This window comes from Flavobacterium fluviatile (assembly GCF_010645065.1).
GTDB lineage: Bacteria > Bacteroidota > Bacteroidia > Flavobacteriales > Flavobacteriaceae > Flavobacterium > Flavobacterium fluviatile.
On sequence record NZ_JAADZW010000010.1, the window covers coordinates 62,203 to 86,119 of the forward strand.

Genomic DNA, 23,917 nt, shown 5'->3' on the forward strand with positions numbered 1-23,917 from the left:
TTTATAAGTGTAATTTTAACATTTTTAAATTAAACCTTTTGTGTGTTGCGGTGTCAAACTATTCTAACTCATAATTTCATATCTTATACCCATGCGAAACAATTTTCAAAAGACCACCCTTAGAAGAACAATTATGGCAGTTTCGTTTTGTTCTCTTTTTTCGTCAGCATATGCCCAGTATCCAGATATTCCAAAGTCGGTTCAGGATAAAACCGATGCCGTAATGAAAGCTGAAAGTGAGCGTTTGGATCAGATTTGGAAAGCCAGTGAACACATCATCAAGGCTGAAGAATTACAGGGGCGTCCTTATGTGCCGTGGGCGGCATTGCCTACCGATTTAGTTCATGCTGATATTCCTGCTTTTCCCGGTGCAATGGGAGGCGGAGCCCAGACACCAGGTGGACGTGGCGGTAAAATATTTGTTGTAACAAGTTTAGAAGACACTGGAAAAGGAACTTTTCGTGAAGCACTGGAAGCTGTTGGAGCCCGAACTGTAGTATTTAATGTTTCCGGAATTATTCGTCTTAAAAAACCAATTACGGTTCGCGCGCCTTACATCACTATCGCAGGACAAACTGCACCGGGTGACGGAGTTTGCGTTGCGGGCGAATCTGTTTTATTAGATACACATGATATTATCATCCGTTATATGCGTTTTCGCCGTGGAGAAACTGAAGTGACCCGCCGTGACGATGCTTTGGGAGGAAACGTTATCGGAAACGTAATTATCGATCACTGCTCAATAAGCTGGGGACTTGACGAGAATATTTCCTTATACCGCCACCAGTTTCAGGCAAATGAAAAATCAAAATTAGAAAAACTGCCAGCTGTTAATGTGACGATTCAGAATACCATTTCATCAGAAGGTCTGGATACTTACAATCATGCTTTCGGAAGTACTATCGGCGGTTTAAATAGTATGTTTATCCGCAATTTATGGGCTGATAATATTTCGAGAAATGCGTCGGTTGGAATGTACGGAAGTTTTAACTTTGTGAATAATGTGGTTTTCAACTGGTGGAACCGTACCCTTGATGGTGGTGATTACCGTTCGCAATACAATATTATCAATAATTATTTCAAACCGGGACCAATTACGCCAACAGATCAGCCAATCCGTTACCGAATCATCAAACCGGAATCAGGTTCTATCAGTCCGAAAAGATTCGGAAAGGCTTTTGTGGATGGGAACTTTATTGCGGGTTCACCTGAGGTAACAGCCGATAACTGGAACGGAGGAGTACAATTAGAAGATTTATCGCCTGAAATAACCAAAGACTTTTTGGCACAAATTAAACAAAACAAAGCTTTTCCAACGCCACCAATCTCTATTATGAAAGCGGATAAGGCTTATGATTTTGTACTGGAAAATGCAGGAGCAATTTTGCCAAAACGTGATGCAGTCGATGAAAGAATCGTGAAACAGGTTCGCACCGGAAAAATAGAGGTGAAAGACGGTCTGGAAAATACAATCGGAAAAGAATTTATCAAGAGAAGATTACCTGCAGATTCATACAAAAAAGGAATCATTACACATCCAAATCAGGTTGGAGGTTATCCGGAATACAAAGGAAAAGCCTATAAAGATTCAGATAATGACGGAATTCCGGATGCGTGGGAAAAGAAATACGGTCTGGATCCAAAAGAGGCTTCGGATGCAAATAAAGATTCAAACGGAGACGGATATACTAACTTAGAGAAATATTTCAACGGAATCGATCCAACTCAAAAAACAGACTGGACAAAACCTGAAAATAATAAGGATACTTTATCGAAAATTTTATTACAGTAAAATTTTAAATTTCGATAATAAAATAAGCTCAAAGTTTGTCATTTCGACCTTTTGGGAGACTCGAGCGATAGCGACAGACGAAGTAAATCACACACGTATATCGACAAAGATTGATGATATACTTTGTAGAATTTCTAGTGTGATTCCTCCTTCGCTTCGTCAGAATGACAAAACAGAGCGGTGAGGTTCAATCAAAAATAAACTCATTCAAATAATATTTTAAAGTGAATTTGAATCAACTCAAAAATATCATAACAAAACAGGATTTACTCGTTTTATCCTGTTTTGTTATTTTCTTTAGTGCCAATATCAGTAAGGCACAAACCACATTTCCCGATATTAAAAAATCCAAAGAAGGAAAACTGGAACGTACAGCTGATGCAAAAGGAAACCAGATTCCTGACTTTTCGCACGCGGGTTATAAAGCTTCTTCGGTTGCTATTCCAAATATAGCAATCAAAGTTTTTGTACCATATATTCAGGGTGATGCAACAAAAACAATTCAATTCGCAATAGATTACGTTTCTAAATTGAAAGCCGATAAAAACGGTTTCAAAGGAACGGTACTTTTAGACAAAGGAATCTTCAAAGTTTCGGGCGAAATTTATATAAAGGAAAGTGGAATTGTACTAAGAGGAAGCGGTTCAGGAAATAACGGAACCCTGCTTTTAGGAACTACAATTAATAGAAAAGCGATTATAAATATTAGCGGAATCAACAACCGCGTGTTTAATGAAACTACTCAAATAGCGACAAATTATACCCCACTCGGAGCAACTGTTTTAACGTTAAAAAACGCAACGAATTTCAAAAAAGGTGATCACATCCTAATCAATACACCAATCACTAAAAAATGGATTGATCTTTTGTCAATGAATGATTTTGGTGGAGAAAGCGGTTGGATTGGATGGAAAGCGGATGATTTCGTGATTAGTGCCGACAGGGAAATTACAAATGTTCAGGAAGATAAAATTACCATTGATGCCCCTTTGACAAATGCTTTAGACGAAGAATTATCAAAATCAACTGTAGTAAATTACATTTGGTCAGGCAGAATTAATAACGTTGGTATAGAAAACCTGACTCTGAAATCAGAATATGATACAACAAATCCCAAAGATGAACAGCACAGATGGACAGGGATTTCTGTTGAAAATGCTGAAGATGTTTGGGTACGACAAGTCAATTTTGAACAATTTGCAGGTAGCGCCGTTTCGGTTTTAAAAACAGCCAAAAAAATTACTGTCGAAGATTGTCTGGCGCTAAATCCAATTTCGGAAATTGCAGCGCATAGAAGAAATACGTTTTATACAGAAGGTCAGCAGACTTTATTTCAAAGATGCTATTCTGAATTTGGATACAATGATTTTGTAGTTGGAGGTTATGCCACTGCTGGGCCAAATGTCTTTTTGCAGTGCGAATCACATCTGCCATACAGTTTCAGCGGGTCTGTTGGGAGCTGGGCAACCGGAATCCTTTTTGACGTTTCACTGATTGATGGAAACGCCATCAGTTTCAAAAACAAAGAACAGGACGGAAGAGGTTTAGGGTGGAATGTTGCCAATAGCGTCATTTGGGAAACTTCGGCATCCAAAATAGAAAATTACAATCCGCCAACTGCCAGTAACTGGGCGTTTGGAGTCTGGGCGCAATGGGCAGGAAACGGACACTGGAAAGACGTGAACAATCACATCAGTCCGAGAAGTTTATTTTATGCTTTACTGGAACAGCGTCTTGGTAAATTGCCAATGGATGCACAGATTATGGACTTGGGCACAGAACCTTCTTCAAGTCCTACATTGGAACAGGCGACAGCATTAACAGCCGAAGCCTATAAATTAAATGAAACTTTAAAAGAGTTTATCACTAAAGCATCAGCCCGAAATCCTATTGCGGTTGATTATGCCAAAGCGAAAAGAATTGACGAAGTAAAAGCAGTTGCAGTTACTAATAGAAATACAAATAAAATAGTCCTGACCAACGGATTATTGACTTCCGAAAAAGGTGTTATCACCGGAGAAGTGGTTGATGTGCCGTGGTGGAGAGGAAGTTTGCGTGAATCAGAAGTTTCAAAATCAAGACCGCATATTACACGATTTGTGCCCGGACATTATGGTTTGGGGCTTACCGATAATCTGGAGGAAACCGTAAATTATTTGGTAGAAAATAATAAATCAGCGATCGATCATAATTACGGACTTTGGTACGAACAAAGAATGGCAGATCACGAACGCATCCGCAGAATTGATGCCGATGTCTGGGCACCATTCTACGAACAGCCTTTCGACAGAAGCGGTCAGGGAATTGCCTGGGACCATCTGAGCAAATATGATCTGACGAGATACAACGCCTGGTACTGGAACCGATTGAAAACTTTCGCTGAATTAGCGGGACAAAAAAATAAAATTCTTTTAAACGAAAATTATTTTCAGCATAATATCTTAGAAGCAGGAGCGCACTGGTCAAGTTCACCCTGGCGTCCGGCCAATAATATCAATACAACAGGATTGCCGGAACCACCGCCTTATGCAGGTGATAAAAGGATTTTCCTTGCCGAACAATTTTATGATGTAAAAAATGCTGATATCAGAAAACTGCATGTAGCCTTTATCGAAAAAAACATTGAAAATTTTGCAGCCAATGCCAACGTTCTGCAGCTCACAAGTGCCGAATATACGGGTCCTTTAAGCTTTATGCAATTCTGGATTGATGTGATAGCCAATTACGAAAAGACACACCAAAACGAATCGAAAATAGCTTTGAGTGCTACCAAAGATGTACAGGATGCTATTTTGAATGATGAAGCAAGAGCTAAAACTGTTGATGTTATTGATATCCGATATTGGTATTATAAAGAAGACGGAACGCTGTATGCTCCCGAAGGCGGAAAAAATTTGGCACCACGCCAGCATGCACGCAAAATGAAAACCGGAAAAGAAACAGACGATCAGGTTTACAGAGCAGTTCGCGAATACCGTGAAAAATATCCGGAAAAAGCAGTCTTATATTCAACGATGGGAGCACCACGATTTGGATGGCCGGCATTAATGGCAGGAGCCTCTTTGGCAAATGTTCCAAAAATTGAACTTTCTGCCTTTCATTCTGCCCTAAATGGTATGAAGTTTGCAGAAGGAACTACTTTTTCAGATAAGCTTTGGAAGCTGGAAAACAAAGGCAATGCCTATCTTTTTTATCTGAAAAATGATCAGGATGTTTCAATCGATTTGTCAAATCATAAAGGAACTTTTGAAGTATATACAATCAATGCTTCAAATGGAAATATCACAAAAAAAGCAAATATCAGCGGAGGAAAACAAGTGGTAATTCCACAAGCTGAAATTAAAGAAAAAGTACTTTTCGTAGTGAAGAAAAATTATCACAGATAACAGAGAAAATAAGCGATAAAGATTAAAAAAAAATCTGCGGAATCTGCGAGAAAAAATAAAACACAATTCAAAATAAAAATAAAATGAACCTGAAATATCTATTTGCCCTGAGCATAAGCTTTATGTTGACAGTACAAAGCGGATTTTCGCAATCTGCAAAATCAAAAGCATTACCAAAACTCAAAGTTTCCGAAAACAAACATTATTTTGTTACCGAAGACGGAAACCCTTTTTTTTGGCTTGGTGATACAGGCTGGCTTACATTCGGAAAACTGGACAGAGCAGGTGTAGAAAAATATCTTCAGGACCGAAAATCGAAAGGATTCAACGTAGTTCAGGTAATGGTTTTGCATAATGTAAATGCTGTAAATGCGTATGGAGATCAGGCATTAATGAATGATAACCTGTCTCAGCAAATTACGTCACCGGGCAACGATCCAAAGGATGCTCCCGAATACGATTACTGGGATCACGTAGATTATACTTTGGATGTAGCACAAAAAAACGGAATCTATCTTGCCATGGTTCCTGTTTGGGGAACTAATATTAGTAGTTCTAAAAGTAAAGTAACGAAAGCTGATGTTGAAAAATATGCAAAATTTTTAGCCAGTCGATATAAAAACAGAACCAATATTATCTGGCTGAATGGTGGCGATACCTACGGAGATAAATTTCAGGACATCTGGAACGCACTCGGAAGTACTTTAAAAACCAGTAATCCGGATCAGCTGGTAACTTTTCATCCTTTCGGAAGAACTGATTCTTCTGAGAATTTTCATAACGCAAGCTGGCTGGATTTTAATATGTTTCAATCCGGGCACAGAAGATACGATCAGGATTCGGTGAAAACTAATTTTAAAGAAGACAATTATAAATTCGTTCATAGAGACTGGGAACTTAAACCAACCAAACCAACCTTAGACGGAGAGCCATCTTATGAAGGAATCCCGCACGGTCTGCACGACACCTTACAGCCAAAATGGACTGCTAACGATGTAAGACGCTACGGTTACTGGTCGGTTTTTGCAGGCGGGGCAGGTTATACATACGGGCATAATGCCGTAATGCAAATGTTCAGAAAAGGCGACAATCCGGCCTACGGAAACAAAGAATTATGGACATCAGCCATCAATGCACCTGGAGCAGGACAAATGGTACACATTAAAAACCTGATGTTGGAATTTCCGTATTTAGAAAGAGTTCCGGATCAGTCATTAGTTGCCAATCAGGGCGAGAAATACGATTATCAGGTGGCAACAAGAGGAAATGATTATGCTTTGATTTACACTTATACAGGACGAAAAATTACCGTGAATATGGGTAAAATCGCAGGAGATAAAGTAACCGCAAGCTGGTACAACCCAAGAAACGGCAAAAAAACAAAGATTGGAATTTTTGATAACAAAGGAACTAAAGAATTCCAGCCTTCCGGCAAAAAAGAAGACGGAAACGACTGGGTTTTAATTTTAAGTTCAAAGTAATTAAACACAATCTTGTCATTGCGAGGAACGAAGCAACTTCACTAACAATAAGCCACAAAGTTTAAATTTATAATGTGGTTGTTTCGTTTCTCATGACAAAAAACAATAAATATCTCTCGCAGATTTGGCAGATCAAGCAGATAAAATCCCGCACAATCTGCAAAATCTGCGAGAGCCAAAAATAAACAACACTATGAAAATCAAAAACATCATAATATTACTCTTCTTTTTCACAGGACTAAACACCGCTTTCGCAAATGACGGCTGGCTAAATATCCTGAACGAAGGAGGAAACAACAAAGGAATAAAATGCACCGAAGCCATTCAAAAAGCTATTGATAAAGCATCAGCCAACGGAGGCGGAACCATATTTTTCCCAGCCGGTGAATATTTAACAGGCGCTTTAAAACTAAAAAGCAACATCACCATTCATTTGGATTCAGGAGCGCTTTTGAAATTCTCAGAGAATTTTGATGACTATCTTCCGTATGTAGAAATGCGTTACGAAGGAATTGTGATGCAGTCGTTCTCCCCATTATTTTATGCTAAAGATGTCGAAAATATTACCATTAAAGGAAGAGGCGTAATCGACGGTCAGGGAAAAGCATGGTGGAATGAAGTGTACAGAATCGAAACTGCCAAAGGTCCGATTCCGGAAACGAAATACCAAAAAATGTGGATGGAGCAAAACAAAGGAATCGTTTATGAGCCGTATTACAAAAGAACGATTGACAAACACTTTTTCAGACCTTCTTTTTTTCAGGCTTACAATTGCAAAAATATTTTAATCGAAGGCGTGACCTTCAAAAATTCGCCTTTCTGGACCATAAATCCTGAATTTTGTGACAATGTAACCGTAACCGGAATCTCGATTTTCAATCCGCATTCGCCAAACACAGACGGAATCAATCCTTCGTCCTGTACCAACGTGCACATTTCAAACTGCCACATCAGCGTGGGCGATGACTGTATCACCATCAAATCCGGACGTGATGCAGACGGCCGTAAATACGGAAAAGCAACCGAAAATGTAACCATTACCAATTGTACGATGTTGAGCGGTCACGGAGGTGTCGTAATCGGTAGCGAAATGTCGGGCGGAATCAAAAAAATTACGATTTCCAACTGCGTTTTCGACGGAACCGATCGCGGAATCCGTATCAAAGCGGCTCGTGGCCGGGGCGGAGTTGTCGAGGATATTCGCGTGAGCAATATCGTAATGAAAAACATCAAGGAAGAAGCTATTATTTTGGATTTATTCTACGACAAAGACAATCCGGTTGAACCTGTTACAGAGCGTACGCCGATTTTCAGAAATATCCAAATCAGCAACGTTACCGGCGGAAACGTCAATAAAGCCGGATTCGTTCGCGGAATTGTTGAAATGCCAATCCAGAACATCACGTTCTCAAACATCAATATGGACGGTAAGGAAGGTTTTACCGTAAACACGGCAACTGATGTAGAATTTCACGATGTAAAAGTCAATGCAACAATTGGTTCCTCTTTCAAAATTCTGGATGCCAAAAACCTGATTCTGGACAATGTAGGATCTTCAACGCCAATCAAAGGAGTTCCGGTTATCAAAATAGACAACGCCTCGAATATCATGATCAACAACAATTTTCCGTTCAACGCCACCGATGTTTTCATCGAAGCAAACGGGAAGGATACAAAGAATATTTTCCTTAAAAACAATGTGTTCAGCAACGTAACCACAACCGTTAAAAAAGGAAAAGACCTGGACAAAAAAGCAATTTCAGAATAAAACAATTAGCGTTCCTGCAAGGTTTTCAAAACCTTGTAGGTATTTCGATTTTAAATTTTAGAAGCAGCAACATTAGGCATTTTTAGAAATATCGTCCCGCTCTTCGTTGCAATCTTGTGTGCCGAACCCCGGCACACAAGGATTTTCACTTCGATCGGGGCTAAAGAGAATGATTCGGCTTTTTTGTAAATTAAGAGGAAACGTCTAATCCTGCAAGGTCTTTTTTTGACCTTGTAGGTATCCACATAGCTCTGTGTTTTATAAAAAGTGAAACGCCTTTTTAGACAAACAAAATCTATGTTTCTATGTGTTAAAAAATATTGAACACCTACAAGGTTTTGGAAACCTTGCAGGAGAAAAACATAAAAATGAAAAAAATATTCATCACATTAACGCTTTCACTCTTTGCAATAAGTTATTCCCAAAAGAAGAAAGAAATTTTCCTTTTCACCTCTTTCAGGGAACCCGCTACTGAAGGTTTGTACCTGGCGTACAGCGAAGACGGTTACAACTGGAAAGGTCTGGAAGGATCATTCCTAAAACCCGAAATTGGCGCGAGCAAAATCATGCGTGATCCGTCCATCACAAAAGGAGCTGACGGAACTTATCATATGGTCTGGACGACAGATTGGAAGGGCGGAAACGGGTTTGGATACGCCAATTCTAAAGATTTAATTCATTGGTCGGAACAACAATACATTCCGGTAATGAAACACGAACCCGAAGTCGTAAACGTGTGGGCGCCCGAGATTTTTTATGACGATGTAAAAAAAGAATACATCATTATCTGGGCATCCACAATCCCATTCCGATTCGAAAAAGGAGTAGAAGACGAGAAAAACAACCACCGAATGTATTACGTAACGACTAAGGATTTCAAAACCTTTTCTGATACCAAATTATACTACGATCCAGGTTTCAGCGTCATCGACTGTGTCATCGTAAAAAAAGGTAAAAAGGATTACGTTTTAGTGCTGAAAGATAACACAAGACCCATGCGAAACATAGAAGTAGCTTTCGGAAAATCACCTTTAGGCCCATTCGAAAAAAGATCAAAACCCTTAACAGAGTATTTATCAGAAGGGCCAACGGTTGTAAAAGTCGGTAAAAACTGGTTGTTGTATTATGACAATTACGGATCCAAAAATTATAAAGCCTTAAGCACTACCGATTTTGTAAAATTCGAAGATGTTTCCTCAAAAATAAAATTGCCGGAAGGACACAAACACGGAACGATTACAACAATTTCCGAAGCCGTTTTAAAAGGATTGATAGAAAGAAAATAAAAAATAATCTGCTAAATCTGTTAAATCTGCGAGAGTAAATTTTTTCACGCAGATTTGGCAGATTGAGCAGATAAAAAGTTGAAAACAATGATTGCATTCCAAAACATAAAAACCAATATCGTATCAGCAACAAGCCTTTTGTTGAGCTGTGTCGCAGTCAATTCGGCGCTAGCCCAACAGGACACTATACGATATACAGGCAAAACCCTTTCCAATATCGATTACCACCACGGGCAGTTAAGTCCGGCAGTCGGCGTTCACGCAACGCAGATTATGCGCGCCAGCCGTGAACATCCCGAAAAAGCAGATGGATTTGGCTGGACGTACAACCACCAGTCGATGATGGCATATTGGAACAATACTTTTTACCTGCATTATCTGAGCGACCCGTCAGGCGAACACATTCCGCCGAGCCAGACTTTTATAATGACTTCGAAAGACGGGGTAACCTGGACAAAACCAGCGGTGCTTTTCCCGATTTATCATGTTCCTGACGGATTCAAAAAAGAAGGAGTAGAAGGCGTAGCCAAAAACATAGATGCCATCATGCACCAGCGTATGGGGTTTTATGTTTCGTCTGATAACAGATTATTGGCGATAGGTTATTACGGAGTCGCATTAGACAAAAAAGACGATCCTAATGACGGAAAAGGAATTGGACGTGTTGTGCGTGAAATCTACAAAGACGGAACTTACGGCCCAATTTATTTTATCCGATATAATAAAACCGGAAACCCGTTGCCAACGACTTTTCCATTTTATACCAAAAGCAAAGACAAAAAGTTTATCAAAGCCTGCAATGAATTACTTTCTAAACCATTGTTAATGCAACAATGGTTGGAAGAAGCCGATCGTGATGACGAATTGATTCCCTTAAAAAAACAATACAAAGCCTTCAATTATTACCATTTGCCAAACGGAAACGTAGTTGGTTTATGGAAGTTTGCTTTAACATCTTTGAGTAAAGACAACGGGAAAACATGGGAATACATACCGGTAAGAGCGCCGGGATTTGTAAACAGCAATGCGAAAATCTGGGGACAAAAAACTTCAGATAACCGTTATGCTACTGTTTACAATCCGTCAGAATACCGCTGGCCACTGGCAATTTCAACCAGTGATGACGGACTGAATTACAAAGATTTATTATTGGTTCATGGCGAAATTACACCAATGCGTTACGGCGGAAATTACAAATCAGCCGGCCCGCAATATGTTCGCGGAATCCTCGAAGAAAACGGAACTCCGCCCGACGGAAAACTTTGGGTAAGTTACAGTGTGAACAAAGAAGATATTTGGGTGGCTTCGGTACCGGTTCCGGTGACCAGCGAAGTAAAAGACAATGTTAACGATGTTTTCAATAATTTGCCAAACGGCGAAGAATTAAAATTATGGAACACCTACGATTTGTCCTGGGCATCCACAAAAATCGAAAAGAAAGCCGACGGTAAAAAAGTACTGACTTTAAGAGATCAGGATTATTTTGACTATTCCCGTGCGGAGCGTGTGATTCCGTTTGCACAAAAAATGGAAGCGACTTTCACCGTAAAACCGGAACAAAACAATCACGGTTTATTGCAGGTGGAATTCCAAAACAAACAAGGATTGCCTGCGATTCGTATCGTTTTCGATAAAGACGGGGAAATAAAAGTAAAACACGGAGCCCGTCATGGCGGATTAGGGAAATACGAAGCAGGAAAAGACTATACAATTACAGTTAAACTGGATGTAACTTCCCGTTCGTACACCGTAAAAGTGAATGACGGAAAAGAAACCAACAAAATTTTCTATGCTCCGGTTGATGGAATTTCACGCATTATGTTCCGCACAGGCGATCAGCGTTACACCCCAAATCCGGACACCGAACCTGACACGCCGGATTTCACAGATTTACCGGATACAGGAAAATTAATTCCGGAAGCGGTATTTAATATTGAATCTTTGATAACGAAAAAATTAAATTAAACAATTAAGACCAATAGGCTTTTTATACAATATTGTCATTCCGAAGGAGGAATCTCAGCAAGTAGTTCGACAAACAAAGTCCTCAACGTTGCGGAATAGCGAATGAAGATTTCCCCTTCGCCGGAATGACAACAAAGAGGCCTTGGCATGCTAATAAACTGTTTGAATACTTTTATAAAAAAATAAAATCTGCTCAATCTGTAAAATCTGCGAGCAAAAAAATAAATATGAAGAATTTAAAAAACATATTTTATCTCTTTTTACTGTTAGTAACTTTCATTTCTAATGGACAAATTTCTGCTGAATATTTGACGTGCGAAATGGCAGAAAATCCATTAGCGGTAAATACAAACCAGCCAAGATTGAGCTGGCAATTGGTCTCAAAAGAATTTTATGCCACGCAAATCGGCTATCAGATTTTAGTTTCATCTTCGGAAGAAAAACTAAAAAATGGCGAAGGCGATATCTGGAACAGCGGAAGAGTAAATTCAGAGAAAAATCTTCAGATTATTTACAGCGGAACTCCGCTAAAAAGCGAAACCAAATATTTTTGGAAAGTCAAAGTGTGGAACCAAAAAGGTAAAGCATCCAATTGGAGTAAAATAGCTTCGTTCAGAATGTCACCTTCTGCATCAGATTTGAATCCAGTCTGGATTGGAGCTATTACAAAAACCAACAGTCATTTGCCGCAGAAATTACCACACCGCCACTTTCAACAGACAGAAAAAAGATGCTTTGATCAATGCTTCGGATTCGTTGTCACGCAGGAGTATTATGCTTCGCAAACCATTTTCGGTAAACAAAGAAATCAAAGAAGCGGTAGTTTACATTTCAGGTTTAGGACATTATGAACTGTCAATTAACGGAAAGAAAATTGGCAATAGTGAATTTGCGCCTTTGTGGACAGATTACGATAAAACCGTTAATTTCAATACTTATGAATTGACTGCAAAAGAACTTCAAAAAGGGGAAAACGCAATCGGCGTGCTTTTGGGCAACGGAATGTACAACACACTTGAAGCAAGATATACCAAGTTTTTTGTGAGTTTTGGCCCGCCGACTTTGTTTTTCAAAATGAAAATTACTTACAAAGATGGTTCTGAGGAAATTGTAAAATCTGATGCAAGCTGGAAGTACAGCAAAAGCCCGATTACCTACAACAGCATTTTTGGTGGAGAAGATTACAATGCCAATTTAGAGCAAAAAGGCTGGAATTCGAAAAGTTTCAACGATATCAATTGGAAAAAAGTGGTTGTTCAGGAAGCCCCAAAAGGCGTTTTGAGACCACAGACAACAACACCAGTTACGATCCAAAAACGATACGAAGTTAAGGAAGCCAAAGAGCTGAAACCTAACTTTTACATTTTCAATATGGGGCAAAACCTATCCGGATTTACGACCATAAAAGTCAAAGGAAAAAAAGGGCAAACCGTTCGCGTTTGGGTAGGCGAGAGCCTGAATGAAGACGGTACAGTGAGTCAGGGAAAAACCGGAAAACCGTATTATTACGATTATACGCTGAAAGGCGAAGGGATTGAAGAATGGCAGCCGAAATTCAGCTTTTACGGGTTTCAGTACGTGCAGATTGAGAACATCAATTATAAGAAAACCAAGGACAAAAATCTGCCAACTTTGTTGGATTTGAAGTCGAATTTCATTTATAATTCGGCTGGTGAAGTGGGAACTTTTGAATGTTCTAACGAGATTTTCAACAAAACCCATTGGCTGATCAATAACGCTATCAAAAGTAATTTCCAAAGTGTTTTCACCGATTGTCCGCAACGTGAAAAATTGGGCTGGCTCGAAGAAATTCATTTAAACGGCCCTGGATTATTATTCAATTACAATCTCCAAAGTTTCATTCCTGCGACAATGCAGAACATTTCAGATTCACAGCGCGAGAACGGATTAATTCCGAACATCGTTCCTGAATATGTGATTTTCGGAGGCGATTTCACCGATTCACCGGAATGGGGTGTAACCGGCGTAATTTTGCCGTGGATGTATTACGAATATTACGGAGACGCTTCGTTAATCGAAAAATATTATCCCGTAATGAAAAGATATGTGGATTATTTAGGCACAAAAGCTACCAATCATATCCTTTCGCACGGTTTGGGCGATTGGTATGATTATGGCACACACGCAGCCGGATATTCCAAAAACAGTCCGATTTCGCTTTCGGCGACTTCACATTATTTTTATGGAGCCAGTTTGGTTGCAAAAGCTGCCAGATTATTGAATAAAACAGATGATCTTGCAAAGTACGAAACTTTGACTTCTGATATTAAAAAGGCTTTTAACGATAAATTTTTCAATGCTGAGACCAAACAATACGGCACCAGCAGTCAGTTTAGTAACGCCGTTCCGGTTTTTATGGATATCGTAGAACCGCAATACAAACAGGCGGTGATGCAGAATTTATTGGCCGAAATCAAAGACAAAGGAGACCGACTGACGACTGGCGATGTGGGAAACCGTTATTTGTTTCAGGCATTGGCACAAAACGGCGAAAATGAAACGATGTACAAAATGAACAATCATTACGATGCACCTGGTTATGGTTTTCAGATTAAATTTGGTTTGACCACTTTAACAGAGCAATGGGATCCGCGCAAAGGAAATTCGTGGAATCACTTTATGATGGGGCAAATCGAGGAATGGTTTTACCAAAGCCTTGCCGGAATTTTACCTGACGAAAAAAATCCTGGTTTCAAACATTTTTTCATTCAGCCGGAAGTGGTGGGCGATATGACTTTCGCGAAAGCGGAATATCAATCGATCTACGGAAAAATTGTCTCGGCATGGGAGAAAAAAGACGGAAAATTAAGTCTGAAAGTGGAGATTCCTGCTAATACATCTGCGACGGTAAAATTGCCAATTGCAAAGAATTCAGAAATAAAAGTCAACGGAAAACCGACTAATAATTTGAAATTAGGTTCAGGAAAATATATAATAGAATGTAAATTGTAAATTTCCTGCAAGGTTTTTAAAACCTTGTAGGTATCACAAGAATTTACAATAAATGGATTGCCTCCAGCTTTAGCTGGAGATTAAAAAGATTAAGACAACACGGCTTTAGCCAAATTAATAAGTTAGGCTAAAGCCAATTTAAAAACAATTTATTTCCCTCCAGCTAAAGCAGGAGGCAACTCAAAAATGGCTTTGATATAAAAATGAAAAATTTAAAAAACATAACATTTGCTTTTTTGGTTTCAATCTTCACATTGACAATGGCAAACGCACAATGCACATCCGATACCAATTTCAGAAAACCCGTAACTGAAACCATCCAAAAAATTGAAACCATTTTTAAGATAAAAGTTATAGACGACCGCGGTTTACTAAAAGGAAAAGAACTCGATTATGCCGATTGGAGAATTGAGCAGGGAAATTTAGAAGTTTCTCTGGCAAATGTTTTAGTACCTTTTGAATTGACTTATTTCAAACAGCCAGACGGAAAATACCAAATCAGAAAATATGAAAACCACAAAGTTTCAGTTGAGAAAGGAAAAGAACGTCTGGATTATCTAACGACTTTGTATTCCAATACAACACAATGGGAAGCACGCAAAAAAGAAATAAAAGCCTGTATGATTACGTCTTTTGGTCTGGACAAAGCACCGCCAATGCCAAAATCAAAACCTATTTTAACACCAAAAAGAATTTACAAAGACTACAGCGTCGAGAATATTGCGTTGGAAATTCTTCCAGGCGTTTACACTACCGGTTCGATTTACAAACCGTATCCGTTAAACAAAAAATCGGCGATTATCTTAACACCTGACGGACATTTCGGCGACGGAAGATACAGAAAAGACGAGCAGTACCGTTGTGCCATAATGGCCAAAATGGGAGCCATTGTTGTAAGTTACGATTTGTTTGCCTGGGGCGAATCACTGCTTCAGTTCCCAACAGAAACACATCGTAACAGCATCGCTTCGACTGTTCAGGTGTTAAGCGGAATCCGATTATTGGATTATTTAGCTACTCAAAAAAATGTGGATATGGCACGTGTGGGTGTGACCGGCGGTTCGGGAGGCGGTTCGCACACGATGTTTTTAGGCGCTTTAGACGATAGGGTTAAGGTTACCGCTCCGGTGGTGATGGTGTCTTCGCATTTCTCTGGCGGATGTCCTTGCGAAAGTGGCCGCGGAATCCACCTTTGTGGCAACGGAACCAATAATGCCGAAATATCAGCGATGATGGCGCCAAAACCGCAATTGATTGTTTCCGACGGAAAAGACTGGACTTTGGCCGTTCCCGAATTGGAATTCCCTTTTATCCAACGCACCTATGATTTGTACGGTAAAAAAGACTTAGTCGAAAATGTACATTTAGCCAGCGAAGGACATGATTTTGGAGTTTCAAAACGTATGGCGCTGTATCCGTTTATGGCAAAATATTTAGGTCTGGATCTGAACAAAGTTAAGAACGAAAAAGGCGATATCGACGAGTCAACTTGTGTGATTGAACCGTATGACAAATTATATGTTTTTGGCAACAAAGCCGAAAATTTGCCGAAAAATGCCCTGAAAGACATCAATAAATTATATGAAATGTTCGGAGAAAAAAATCTGAAGGTTTATGAGATTAAGAAGTAAGAAAAAAATAGACACAAATTAAATTCACACAATATTGTCATTCCGAGGGACGAGGAATCTCCGAAAGTAGCTCCGCAATCAAAGTCCACAACCTTTGTCGATCTTGCACCGGAGATTCCTCCTACGTCGGAATGACAAAACAGGACGGTTTAGACAAGACAAAATACTTGTTTCAATTCGTATCAAAAGAAATAAAATATGAAATTAAAAAGTAAAATAATCGCAATCTGTTTCGGAATTACTTCCTTAGCCACAAATGCGCAAACCAGAAACGAACTAAAATTGTGGTACGACAAACCCGCCACCATCTGGAATGAAGCTTTGCCTCTGGGTAACGGTCGATTGGGCGCAATGATTTTTGGAGATCCCGCTGTAGAGCGCCTACAGTTGAACGAAGAAACCATCTGGTCCGGTTCGCCAAACAGTAATGCGCACAGCAAATCATTGGAGGCGTTGCCAGTTGTCCGCAAATTAATTTTTGAAGGAAAATTTAAAGAAGCACAGGATTTGGCAACCAAAGATATTATGTCGCAAACTAATGACGGCATGGCGTATCAGACTTTCGGGAGCGTTTATATTTCGTTTCCCGGACATCAAAAATATACCACTTATTATCGTGATTTAGATATCGAAAACGCTACGGCAAAAGTCAAATATACCGTAAACGGAGTAGAGTTTACCAGAGAAATATTGACCTCCTTTTCAGATCAGGTGATTGCAGTGAAACTCTCGGCTTCTAAACCGGGACAGATAACCTGCAATGTATTCATGAACAGTCCGATTGACAAAACCGTTCCTTCGACGGAAGGAAACCAAATTATTTTGTCGGGAGTTGGAACTAATTTTGAAGGTATAAAAGGAAAAGTGAAATTTCAGGGAAGACTGGAAGCAAAAAATAAAGGAGGAGAAGTTTCAGCAAACAACGGAATCCTGAGCATCAACAAAGCCGATGAAGTGACGCTTTATATTTCAATTGCGACCAATTTCAAAAACTATCAGGACATTACCGAAGATGAAGTAGCGAAAAGTAAATCGTATTTGGAGAAAGCTTTACCAAAAAGTTTCGATGAAATTAAAAAAGCACACGTTGCCTATTATCAAAAATTCTTCAACAGAGTGGCTTTAGATTTAGGTTCGAATGAAAATGCTAAGAAACCAACCAACGAAAGAATCCGTGATTTCAAGACACAATTCGACCCACAACTGGCGAGTCTGTATTTTCAGTTTGGACGTTATTTATTGATTTCAAGTTCACAACCGGGAGGTCAGCCTGCCAATTTACAGGGAATATGGAACGATATGGTAACACCGCCCTGGGACAGTAAATACACAACAAATATTAACGCCGAAATGAATTACTGGCCTGCAGAAGTAACCAATCTTACCGAAATGCATGAGCCTTTTATCCAAATGGCAAAAGAGCTGAGCGTGACGGGAGCAGAAACTGCAAAGATGATGTACAATGCCAAAGGTTGGGTACTGCATCACAACACGGATATCTGGCGCGTGACGGCTCCGGTTGATCAGGCGGCTTCAGGAATGTGGCCAACGGGTGGTGCCTGGGTTTGTCAGGATTTGTGGGAACGTTATTTGTACACAGGGGATAAAAAATATCTGGCAGAAATTTATCCGATTATGAAAGGGGCCGCCGATTTCTTTTTGGATTTTATGATTACGGATCCAAACTCAGGTTATTTGGTGGTAGTACCGTCAAGTTCTCCTGAAAACACACACGCCGGTGAAGATGGAAAATCTACAATCGCATCAGGAACTACGATGGATAATCAGTTGGTTTTTGACTTGTTTTCGAATGTAATCAGAGCTTCGAAACTGGTTGCTCCGGATGAAAATTATACCAAAAAATTAAGTGAAGCATTGGCAAAAATGCCTCCAATGAAAGTCGGAAAACACAATCAGTTACAGGAATGGCAGGATGATTGGGATGATCCTAAAGACAATCACCGTCATGTTTCACATTTGTACGGCTTGTTTCCGAGTAACCAAATTTCGCCAATTAAAACACCAGAATTATTTGAAGCAGCAAAGCAATCTTTGATTTACAGAACAGACGAATCCACAGGATGGTCAATGGGCTGGAAAGTGAATTTATGGGCCAGATTATTAGATGGAAACCATGCTTACAAACTGATTCAGGATCAATTGCATTTGGTAACCGCTGACCAAAGAAAAGGTGGTGGGACCTACCCAAATATGCTCGATGCGCATCAGCCGTTTCAGATTGACGGTAACTTTGGATGTACTGCAGGAATTGCCGAAATGCTGATGCAGAGTCAGGAAGATGCCATTCATTTACTGCCTGCTTTGCCAACGGTCTGGAAAGACGGAAGGATCAAAGGTTTGGTAACCCGAGGCGGATTTGTAATTGATATGACCTGGAAAAATAATAAAGTTTCGACTTTGAAAGTATATTCAAAATTAGGAGGAAACTGCCGATTGAAACTGGAAAACACTTTGAAAGCAGATAAAGGAATCGTACTTAAAAAAGCAAAAGGTAAAAACCCGAATCCGTTGTTTTATGATGTTGAAGTAAAGAAACCGATTATTGATAAAGAAGCAAAATTGCCTAAAGTGCAGTTGCCAGCTTACAATGTTTACGATGTGGAGATGAGAGCTGGGCAGACGTATAGTTTTTCTGCGAATTAATAGTCATTGCGAGGGACGAAGCAATCTCATTTGCTATATCCGTTTCTATGAGTTACTAGGTTTGCTTAGAATAGTGTGATTGCTTCGTTCCTCGCAATGACTGAACGTAATCAAGTATCCGCGTGAGTGATGGCAGTGGAGCTCTCCCGATTTTTCATCGGGAAGCGGGAACGTACAGCAGGACCCGAAGTTGCGAGAAGGAACGACGAAGCAATCTGGAGGGGCACGCCCAAAAAAATGATTAAATTGTTAAACCATATAAGTTCATTGAGGCTAAACTTACATTTTCTTATATAACTTATATGGTGAATTAAAAATAAATTAAAATGGTTACAAATTTTAAATACAAAATAATTGCTTTCGTAGTCCTGATTGCCTGTTTGAACAGCAGTTGTAAATCGGGTGCGGGGCATTCTCAAAAGGGGAAATCTGTGGTTTTGGAGCAAAAAAACTTCAAGCATTACGTGGATTATTTTAATACCATGGAAGATGAGAATTTGAAATTTGCGATTCCGAATGACAGTGCGTGGGCGTGGATGGAAAAAAACATTCCGTTATTTGAATGTCCACAGCAGAATTTTGAGGAGATTTATTATTATCGTTGGTGGACTGCCCGAAAACACATTAAGAAAACGCCACTAGGTTTCGGAATTACCGAGTTTTTAGTAGATCGTTCGTATGCCGATAAATACAATTTGATTGCTTGTGCGGTGGGGCACCATATTAATGAATTTCGCTGGGTGCAAGATCCGCAGTACATTGAGCAGGATGTGAAAATTTGGTACCGTGGCAATGAAGGAAAACCGATGAACAAATTGTATAAATTCAGTAGCTGGACGGCCGATGCGCTGTACAATCGGTATTTGGTGAATAAGGATGAGAAATTCTTATTGGATATGTACCCGGATATGGTGACGGATTATGCCGTTTGGGAAAAAGACCGTCAGCGTAAAGATGGTTTGTTTTGGCAACACGATGTAAAAGACGGAATGGAAGAATCGTTGAGCGGCGGGAGAAAAGTACAAAATGCAAGACCAACGATTAACAGTTATATGTTTGGAAATGCTGTAGCGATTTCAAAAATGGCATCGATGAAAGGCGACAAGGAAGTAGAAGCTAAATTTAAAGCCAAAGCCGATGTTTTACAACAATTGGTAGAAACCAAATTATGGAATCCGAAAAGTGAATTCTTTGAAACGTTTACCGAAAAAGATACGCTGGCGCAGGTTCGGGAGGCAATCGGATTTATTCCGTGGTATTTTAACTTACCACAAAAAGACAAAGGTTTTGAAAAAGCCTGGGAACAGATTAAGGATGAAAAAGGGTTTTCGGCACCTTTTGGATTGACAACGGCAGAGCGCAGAAGTCCGCGTTTTAGAACTCACGGAACTGGAACCTGCGAATGGGACGGAGCGATTTGGCCTTTTGCAAGTTCACAGACTTTGACAGCTTTAGCAAATGTTTTGAATAATTACAATCAGAATTTCGTTGCGAAAACCGATTATTTCAAGCAAATGGATTTGTATGTGCAGTCGCAATATTACCGAGGAAAGCCATACATTGGAGAATATTTGGACGAAACAACCGGTTATTGGTTGATGGGCGACAAAGAAAGAAGCCGTTATTACAATCATTCGACTTTTAACGATTTGATGATTACGGGATTGGTTGGTTTACGCCCAAGAGCGGATGAAAAGATTGAAGTGAACCCGTTGATTCCACAGGAAAAATGGGATTGGTTTTGTTTGGATAATGTGTTATATCACGGGAATATTATCACGATTCTTTGGGATAAAACTGGGGAGAAATATGGTAAAGGAAAAGGTTTCAGAATCTTTAAAAACGGAAAGGAAATTGCTGTTTCTGAAAAATTAGAGAAATTAGTGACGAATTAAATTTTACTGTTTTTCCGTCTATTTTGTCATTCCGAGGAACGAGGAATCTCCGCAAGAAACTAACACAAAGCTTATTTAACATGTCGAGCTACTAACGGAGATTCTTCCTTCGTCTGAATGACAAAAATGAGAAAAAAATCTGCTTGATCTGCTAAATCTGCGTGAGAAAAAATTATAGCAAATCAGCTTAAAAAATATAACAATGAAAAAGTTTTTTTTACATCTTACATTAATCATTACACTTTTTACATTTTCGGCGAAAGCCCAAACAAAAATCAGTGTTACAAATCTCCAATGTGAAATGCTGACAAATCCGGAAGGAATTGATGTGCTGAAACCTCGTTTGAGCTGGCAGATAAAAGCAGATGTGAATGATGTAAAACAAACGGCGTATCAAATATTGGTCGCTTCGACTTTAGAAAATCTGAATGCGAACAAAGCCGATTTATGGGACAGCGGAAAAGTAACAAGCAACGAATCAGTTAATATTATCTACAACGGAAAAGAGCTGGGAGACCGACAAAATGCATTTTGGAAAGTAACCGTTTTTACCAATAAAGGTGAAATCAAATCGGCTGTAACTGCTCATTTTAGCATCGGAATTTTAACCTATGCCGACTGGAAATCGACTCGCTGGATTGGCTATGAAAAATTATCGAAAGATGATAGTGTTTCGCAGTATTCCAGATTGTCAGCCCGTTATTTGCGAAAAGAAATCAATCTGAAAAAACAGGTCAAAAGCGCCAAAGTTTATATTATGGGGATGGGCTTGTACGAGCTGTACATCAACGGAAATAAAATTGGCGATCAGGTTTTGGCACCCGTTCCGACGGATTATACCAAAAACGTAAAATACAATGTTTTTGACGTGACTTCACAATTGAAAGAAGGCAAAAATATGCTGGGAACGATTTTAGGAAACGGACGTTTTTTTGCGATGCGTCAGGATTACAAACCCTATAAAATTAAATCATTTGGTTTCCCGAAAATGGCTTTGCAGTTGTTTGTCGAATATACCGATGGAACCAAAGACATCATCCGCACAGACGATACCTGGAAACTAACCACCGACGGACCGATTTTGTCGAACAACGAATACGACGGCGAAGAATACGATACCCGCAAGGAAATGAATGGCTGGGCTACCACCAATTTTGACGATAAAAACTGGGTAAATGCCCGATACGTTCAGGAACCGGGCGGTTTTTATGAAGCGCAGATGTCGCCGTATATGAAAATAATGGGAGAGGTAAAACCGATTTCTATTAAAGCGACTGCCAAAGGAACATATATTTTGGATATGGGTCAGAATATGGTAGGCTGGTTGCAACTGAAAGTAAAAGGGAAAAGCGGTGACCAGATCACAATGAAATTTGCTGAATCTTTGCAGGCTGATGGTTCGTTGTACATTGCCAATTTGCGTGATGCCAAAACGACTGATGTTTACACGCTGAAAGGCGAAGGCGAGGAAATCTGGGAACCCCGGTTTATATTTCACGGTTTTAGATTTGTAGAAATTTCAGGTTTTCCGACCAAACCAACATTAGATAATTTCGTTGGAAAAGTAGTGTATGACGATTTAAAAACGACAGGTACTTTCGAATCTTCGAATGCAACGATGAACCAGATTTTCAAAAATGCCTGGTGGGGCATCAGCGGAAATTACAAAGGAATGCCAATCGACTGTCCACAACGAAATGAGCGTCAGCCTTGGCTGGGCGACCGAACTACAGGTGCTTATGGCGAAAGTTTTTTATTCAACAACCAAACGTTGTATGCTAAATGGCTTGATGATATTAAATACTCTCAAACGCAGGATGGAGGATTGCCGGATGTGGCGCCGGCATTTTGGCGTTATTACGGTGATAATGTGACCTGGCCGGGAACGTATATCACGGTGGGCGATATGCTGTACCAACAATTTGGCGATGCAGAAGTAATCAAAAAGCAATATCCGTCTATGAAAAAATGGATGGTGTATATGGAGGAAAATTATCTACAAAATGATTTAATGGATAAGGATAAATACGGTGACTGGTGTGTACCGCCGGAATCGCTGGAATTGATTCGTTCCAAAGACCCTGCCCGTTTGACTGATGGACAATTGCTGTCGAGTGCATTTTACTATCAGCTTTTGACAATCATGAAAAAGTTTGCCAAAATCGCAAATGCCGAAGCTGATATTGCACATTATGATGATTTGGCAACAAGAATAAAAAAAGCATTCAATGCCAAATTTTTTAATGTTGACAAAAACACTTACGCCAATAATACGGTTACGGCTAATCTCTTGCCTTTGGCTTTCGGAATGGTTCCTGAAGATGTAAAAGACAAAGTATTCCAAAATATGGCTCACGAAGTTGAGGTAACCAAACAAGGTCATATCAGTACAGGAGTTATCGGAACGCAATTTTTGATGCGAACACTGACGAACTTTGGAAGAGGAGATTTGGCTTTCAAATTAGCTTCAAATAAAACGTATCCAAGCTGGGGCTTTATGGTCGAAAACGGTGCCACAACCATTTGGGAATTATGGAACGGAAATACCGCAGACCCATCGATGAATTCACAAAACCACGTGATGCTTTTGGGTGATTTATTGATCTGGTACTACGAAAATATGGCGGGAATCAAAAGTAATCCCGAAACTCCGGGTTTTAAACAAATTATTATGAAACCGGATTTTAATGCGGGACTGACTTTTGTAAATGCATCTTACGAATCGATTTACGGACTAATAAAAAGCGACTGGAAGAAAACCAAAAACACTTTAGAATGGAAAATTACCATACCAGCCAATTCATCGGCTGTGGTGTATCTGCCAACAGCTAATGCTTCATTAGTAACCGTGAATAAACAAAAACTGATTCAATTCTCATCTTCTTATAAAACAGAAAATAACAACATTGTCCTGACTTTACCATCGGGATCATATATCTTGAATGTAAAGTAAAATACCCAATAAAACAGGACGGTACAGGTCACTTTGCTATTTTTTTAGTGTTATTTTTACACTTAATAAAATTTTATATTCGGATATTTATATAATTCATTGAAAATAAACATTGTAAATATT

Annotated in this window: 12 protein-coding genes; all 12 read left to right on the forward strand. The window is 39.5% G+C overall.

Annotated elements, in window-relative coordinates:
• Positions 1-91: 91 nt before the first annotated feature.
• On the forward strand, positions 92-1,792 hold the full coding sequence (locus tag GXM17_RS11995; RefSeq protein WP_163399574.1) for a polysaccharide lyase: 1,701 nt from the start codon (positions 92-94) through the stop codon (positions 1,790-1,792).
• 224 nt (positions 1,793-2,016) lie between these two features.
• On the forward strand, positions 2,017-5,178 hold the full coding sequence (locus tag GXM17_RS12000; protein WP_163399575.1) for a DUF6298 domain-containing protein: 3,162 nt from the start codon (positions 2,017-2,019) through the stop codon (positions 5,176-5,178).
• Positions 5,179-5,261: 83 nt separating this feature from the next.
• Positions 5,262-6,659: a glycoside hydrolase family 140 protein gene (locus GXM17_RS12005; RefSeq protein WP_163399576.1), complete on the forward strand. Its 1,398-nt coding sequence runs from the start codon at positions 5,262-5,264 to the stop codon at positions 6,657-6,659.
• A 193-nt stretch (positions 6,660-6,852) separates the two neighbouring features.
• On the forward strand, positions 6,853-8,427 hold the full coding sequence (locus tag GXM17_RS12010; RefSeq protein ID WP_163399577.1) for a glycoside hydrolase family 28 protein: 1,575 nt from the start codon (positions 6,853-6,855) through the stop codon (positions 8,425-8,427).
• A 368-nt stretch (positions 8,428-8,795) separates the two neighbouring features.
• On the forward strand, positions 8,796-9,713 hold the full coding sequence (locus GXM17_RS12015; RefSeq protein WP_163399578.1) for a glycoside hydrolase family 43 protein: 918 nt from the start codon (positions 8,796-8,798) through the stop codon (positions 9,711-9,713).
• Positions 9,714-9,800: 87 nt separating this feature from the next.
• Positions 9,801-11,678, forward strand: a complete 1,878-nt coding sequence (locus GXM17_RS12020; protein WP_163399579.1) for a sialidase/neuraminidase family protein — start codon at positions 9,801-9,803, stop codon at positions 11,676-11,678.
• Positions 11,679-11,905: 227 nt separating this feature from the next.
• Positions 11,906-12,529 (forward strand): glycoside hydrolase family 78 protein, encoded by a 624-nt coding sequence (locus GXM17_RS21800; RefSeq protein WP_244307390.1) that lies wholly within the window; start codon positions 11,906-11,908, stop codon positions 12,527-12,529.
• On the forward strand, positions 12,453-14,651 hold the full coding sequence (locus GXM17_RS12025) for a glycoside hydrolase family 78 protein (RefSeq protein WP_244307391.1): 2,199 nt from the start codon (positions 12,453-12,455) through the stop codon (positions 14,649-14,651). Before GXM17_RS21800 ends, GXM17_RS12025 begins: the two co-directional genes overlap by 77 nt.
• Positions 14,652-14,854: 203 nt before the next feature.
• Positions 14,855-16,282, forward strand: a complete 1,428-nt coding sequence (locus GXM17_RS12030; RefSeq protein ID WP_163399580.1) for a glucuronyl esterase domain-containing protein — start codon at positions 14,855-14,857, stop codon at positions 16,280-16,282.
• Positions 16,283-16,480: 198 nt separating this feature from the next.
• Positions 16,481-18,946, forward strand: coding sequence for a glycoside hydrolase family 95 protein (locus GXM17_RS12035; RefSeq protein WP_163399581.1), 2,466 nt, complete (start codon positions 16,481-16,483; stop codon positions 18,944-18,946).
• 326 nt (positions 18,947-19,272) lie between these two features.
• Complete coding sequence (locus GXM17_RS12040; RefSeq protein WP_163399582.1) at positions 19,273-20,841, forward strand: MGH1-like glycoside hydrolase domain-containing protein; 1,569 nt, start codon at positions 19,273-19,275, stop codon at positions 20,839-20,841.
• 202 nt (positions 20,842-21,043) lie between these two features.
• Positions 21,044-23,794 carry a glycoside hydrolase family 78 protein gene (locus tag GXM17_RS12045; protein WP_163399583.1) on the forward strand — a complete coding sequence of 917 codons (2,751 nt, stop codon included), beginning with the start codon at positions 21,044-21,046 and terminating at the stop codon, positions 23,792-23,794.
• Positions 23,795-23,917: the final 123 nt, after the last annotated feature.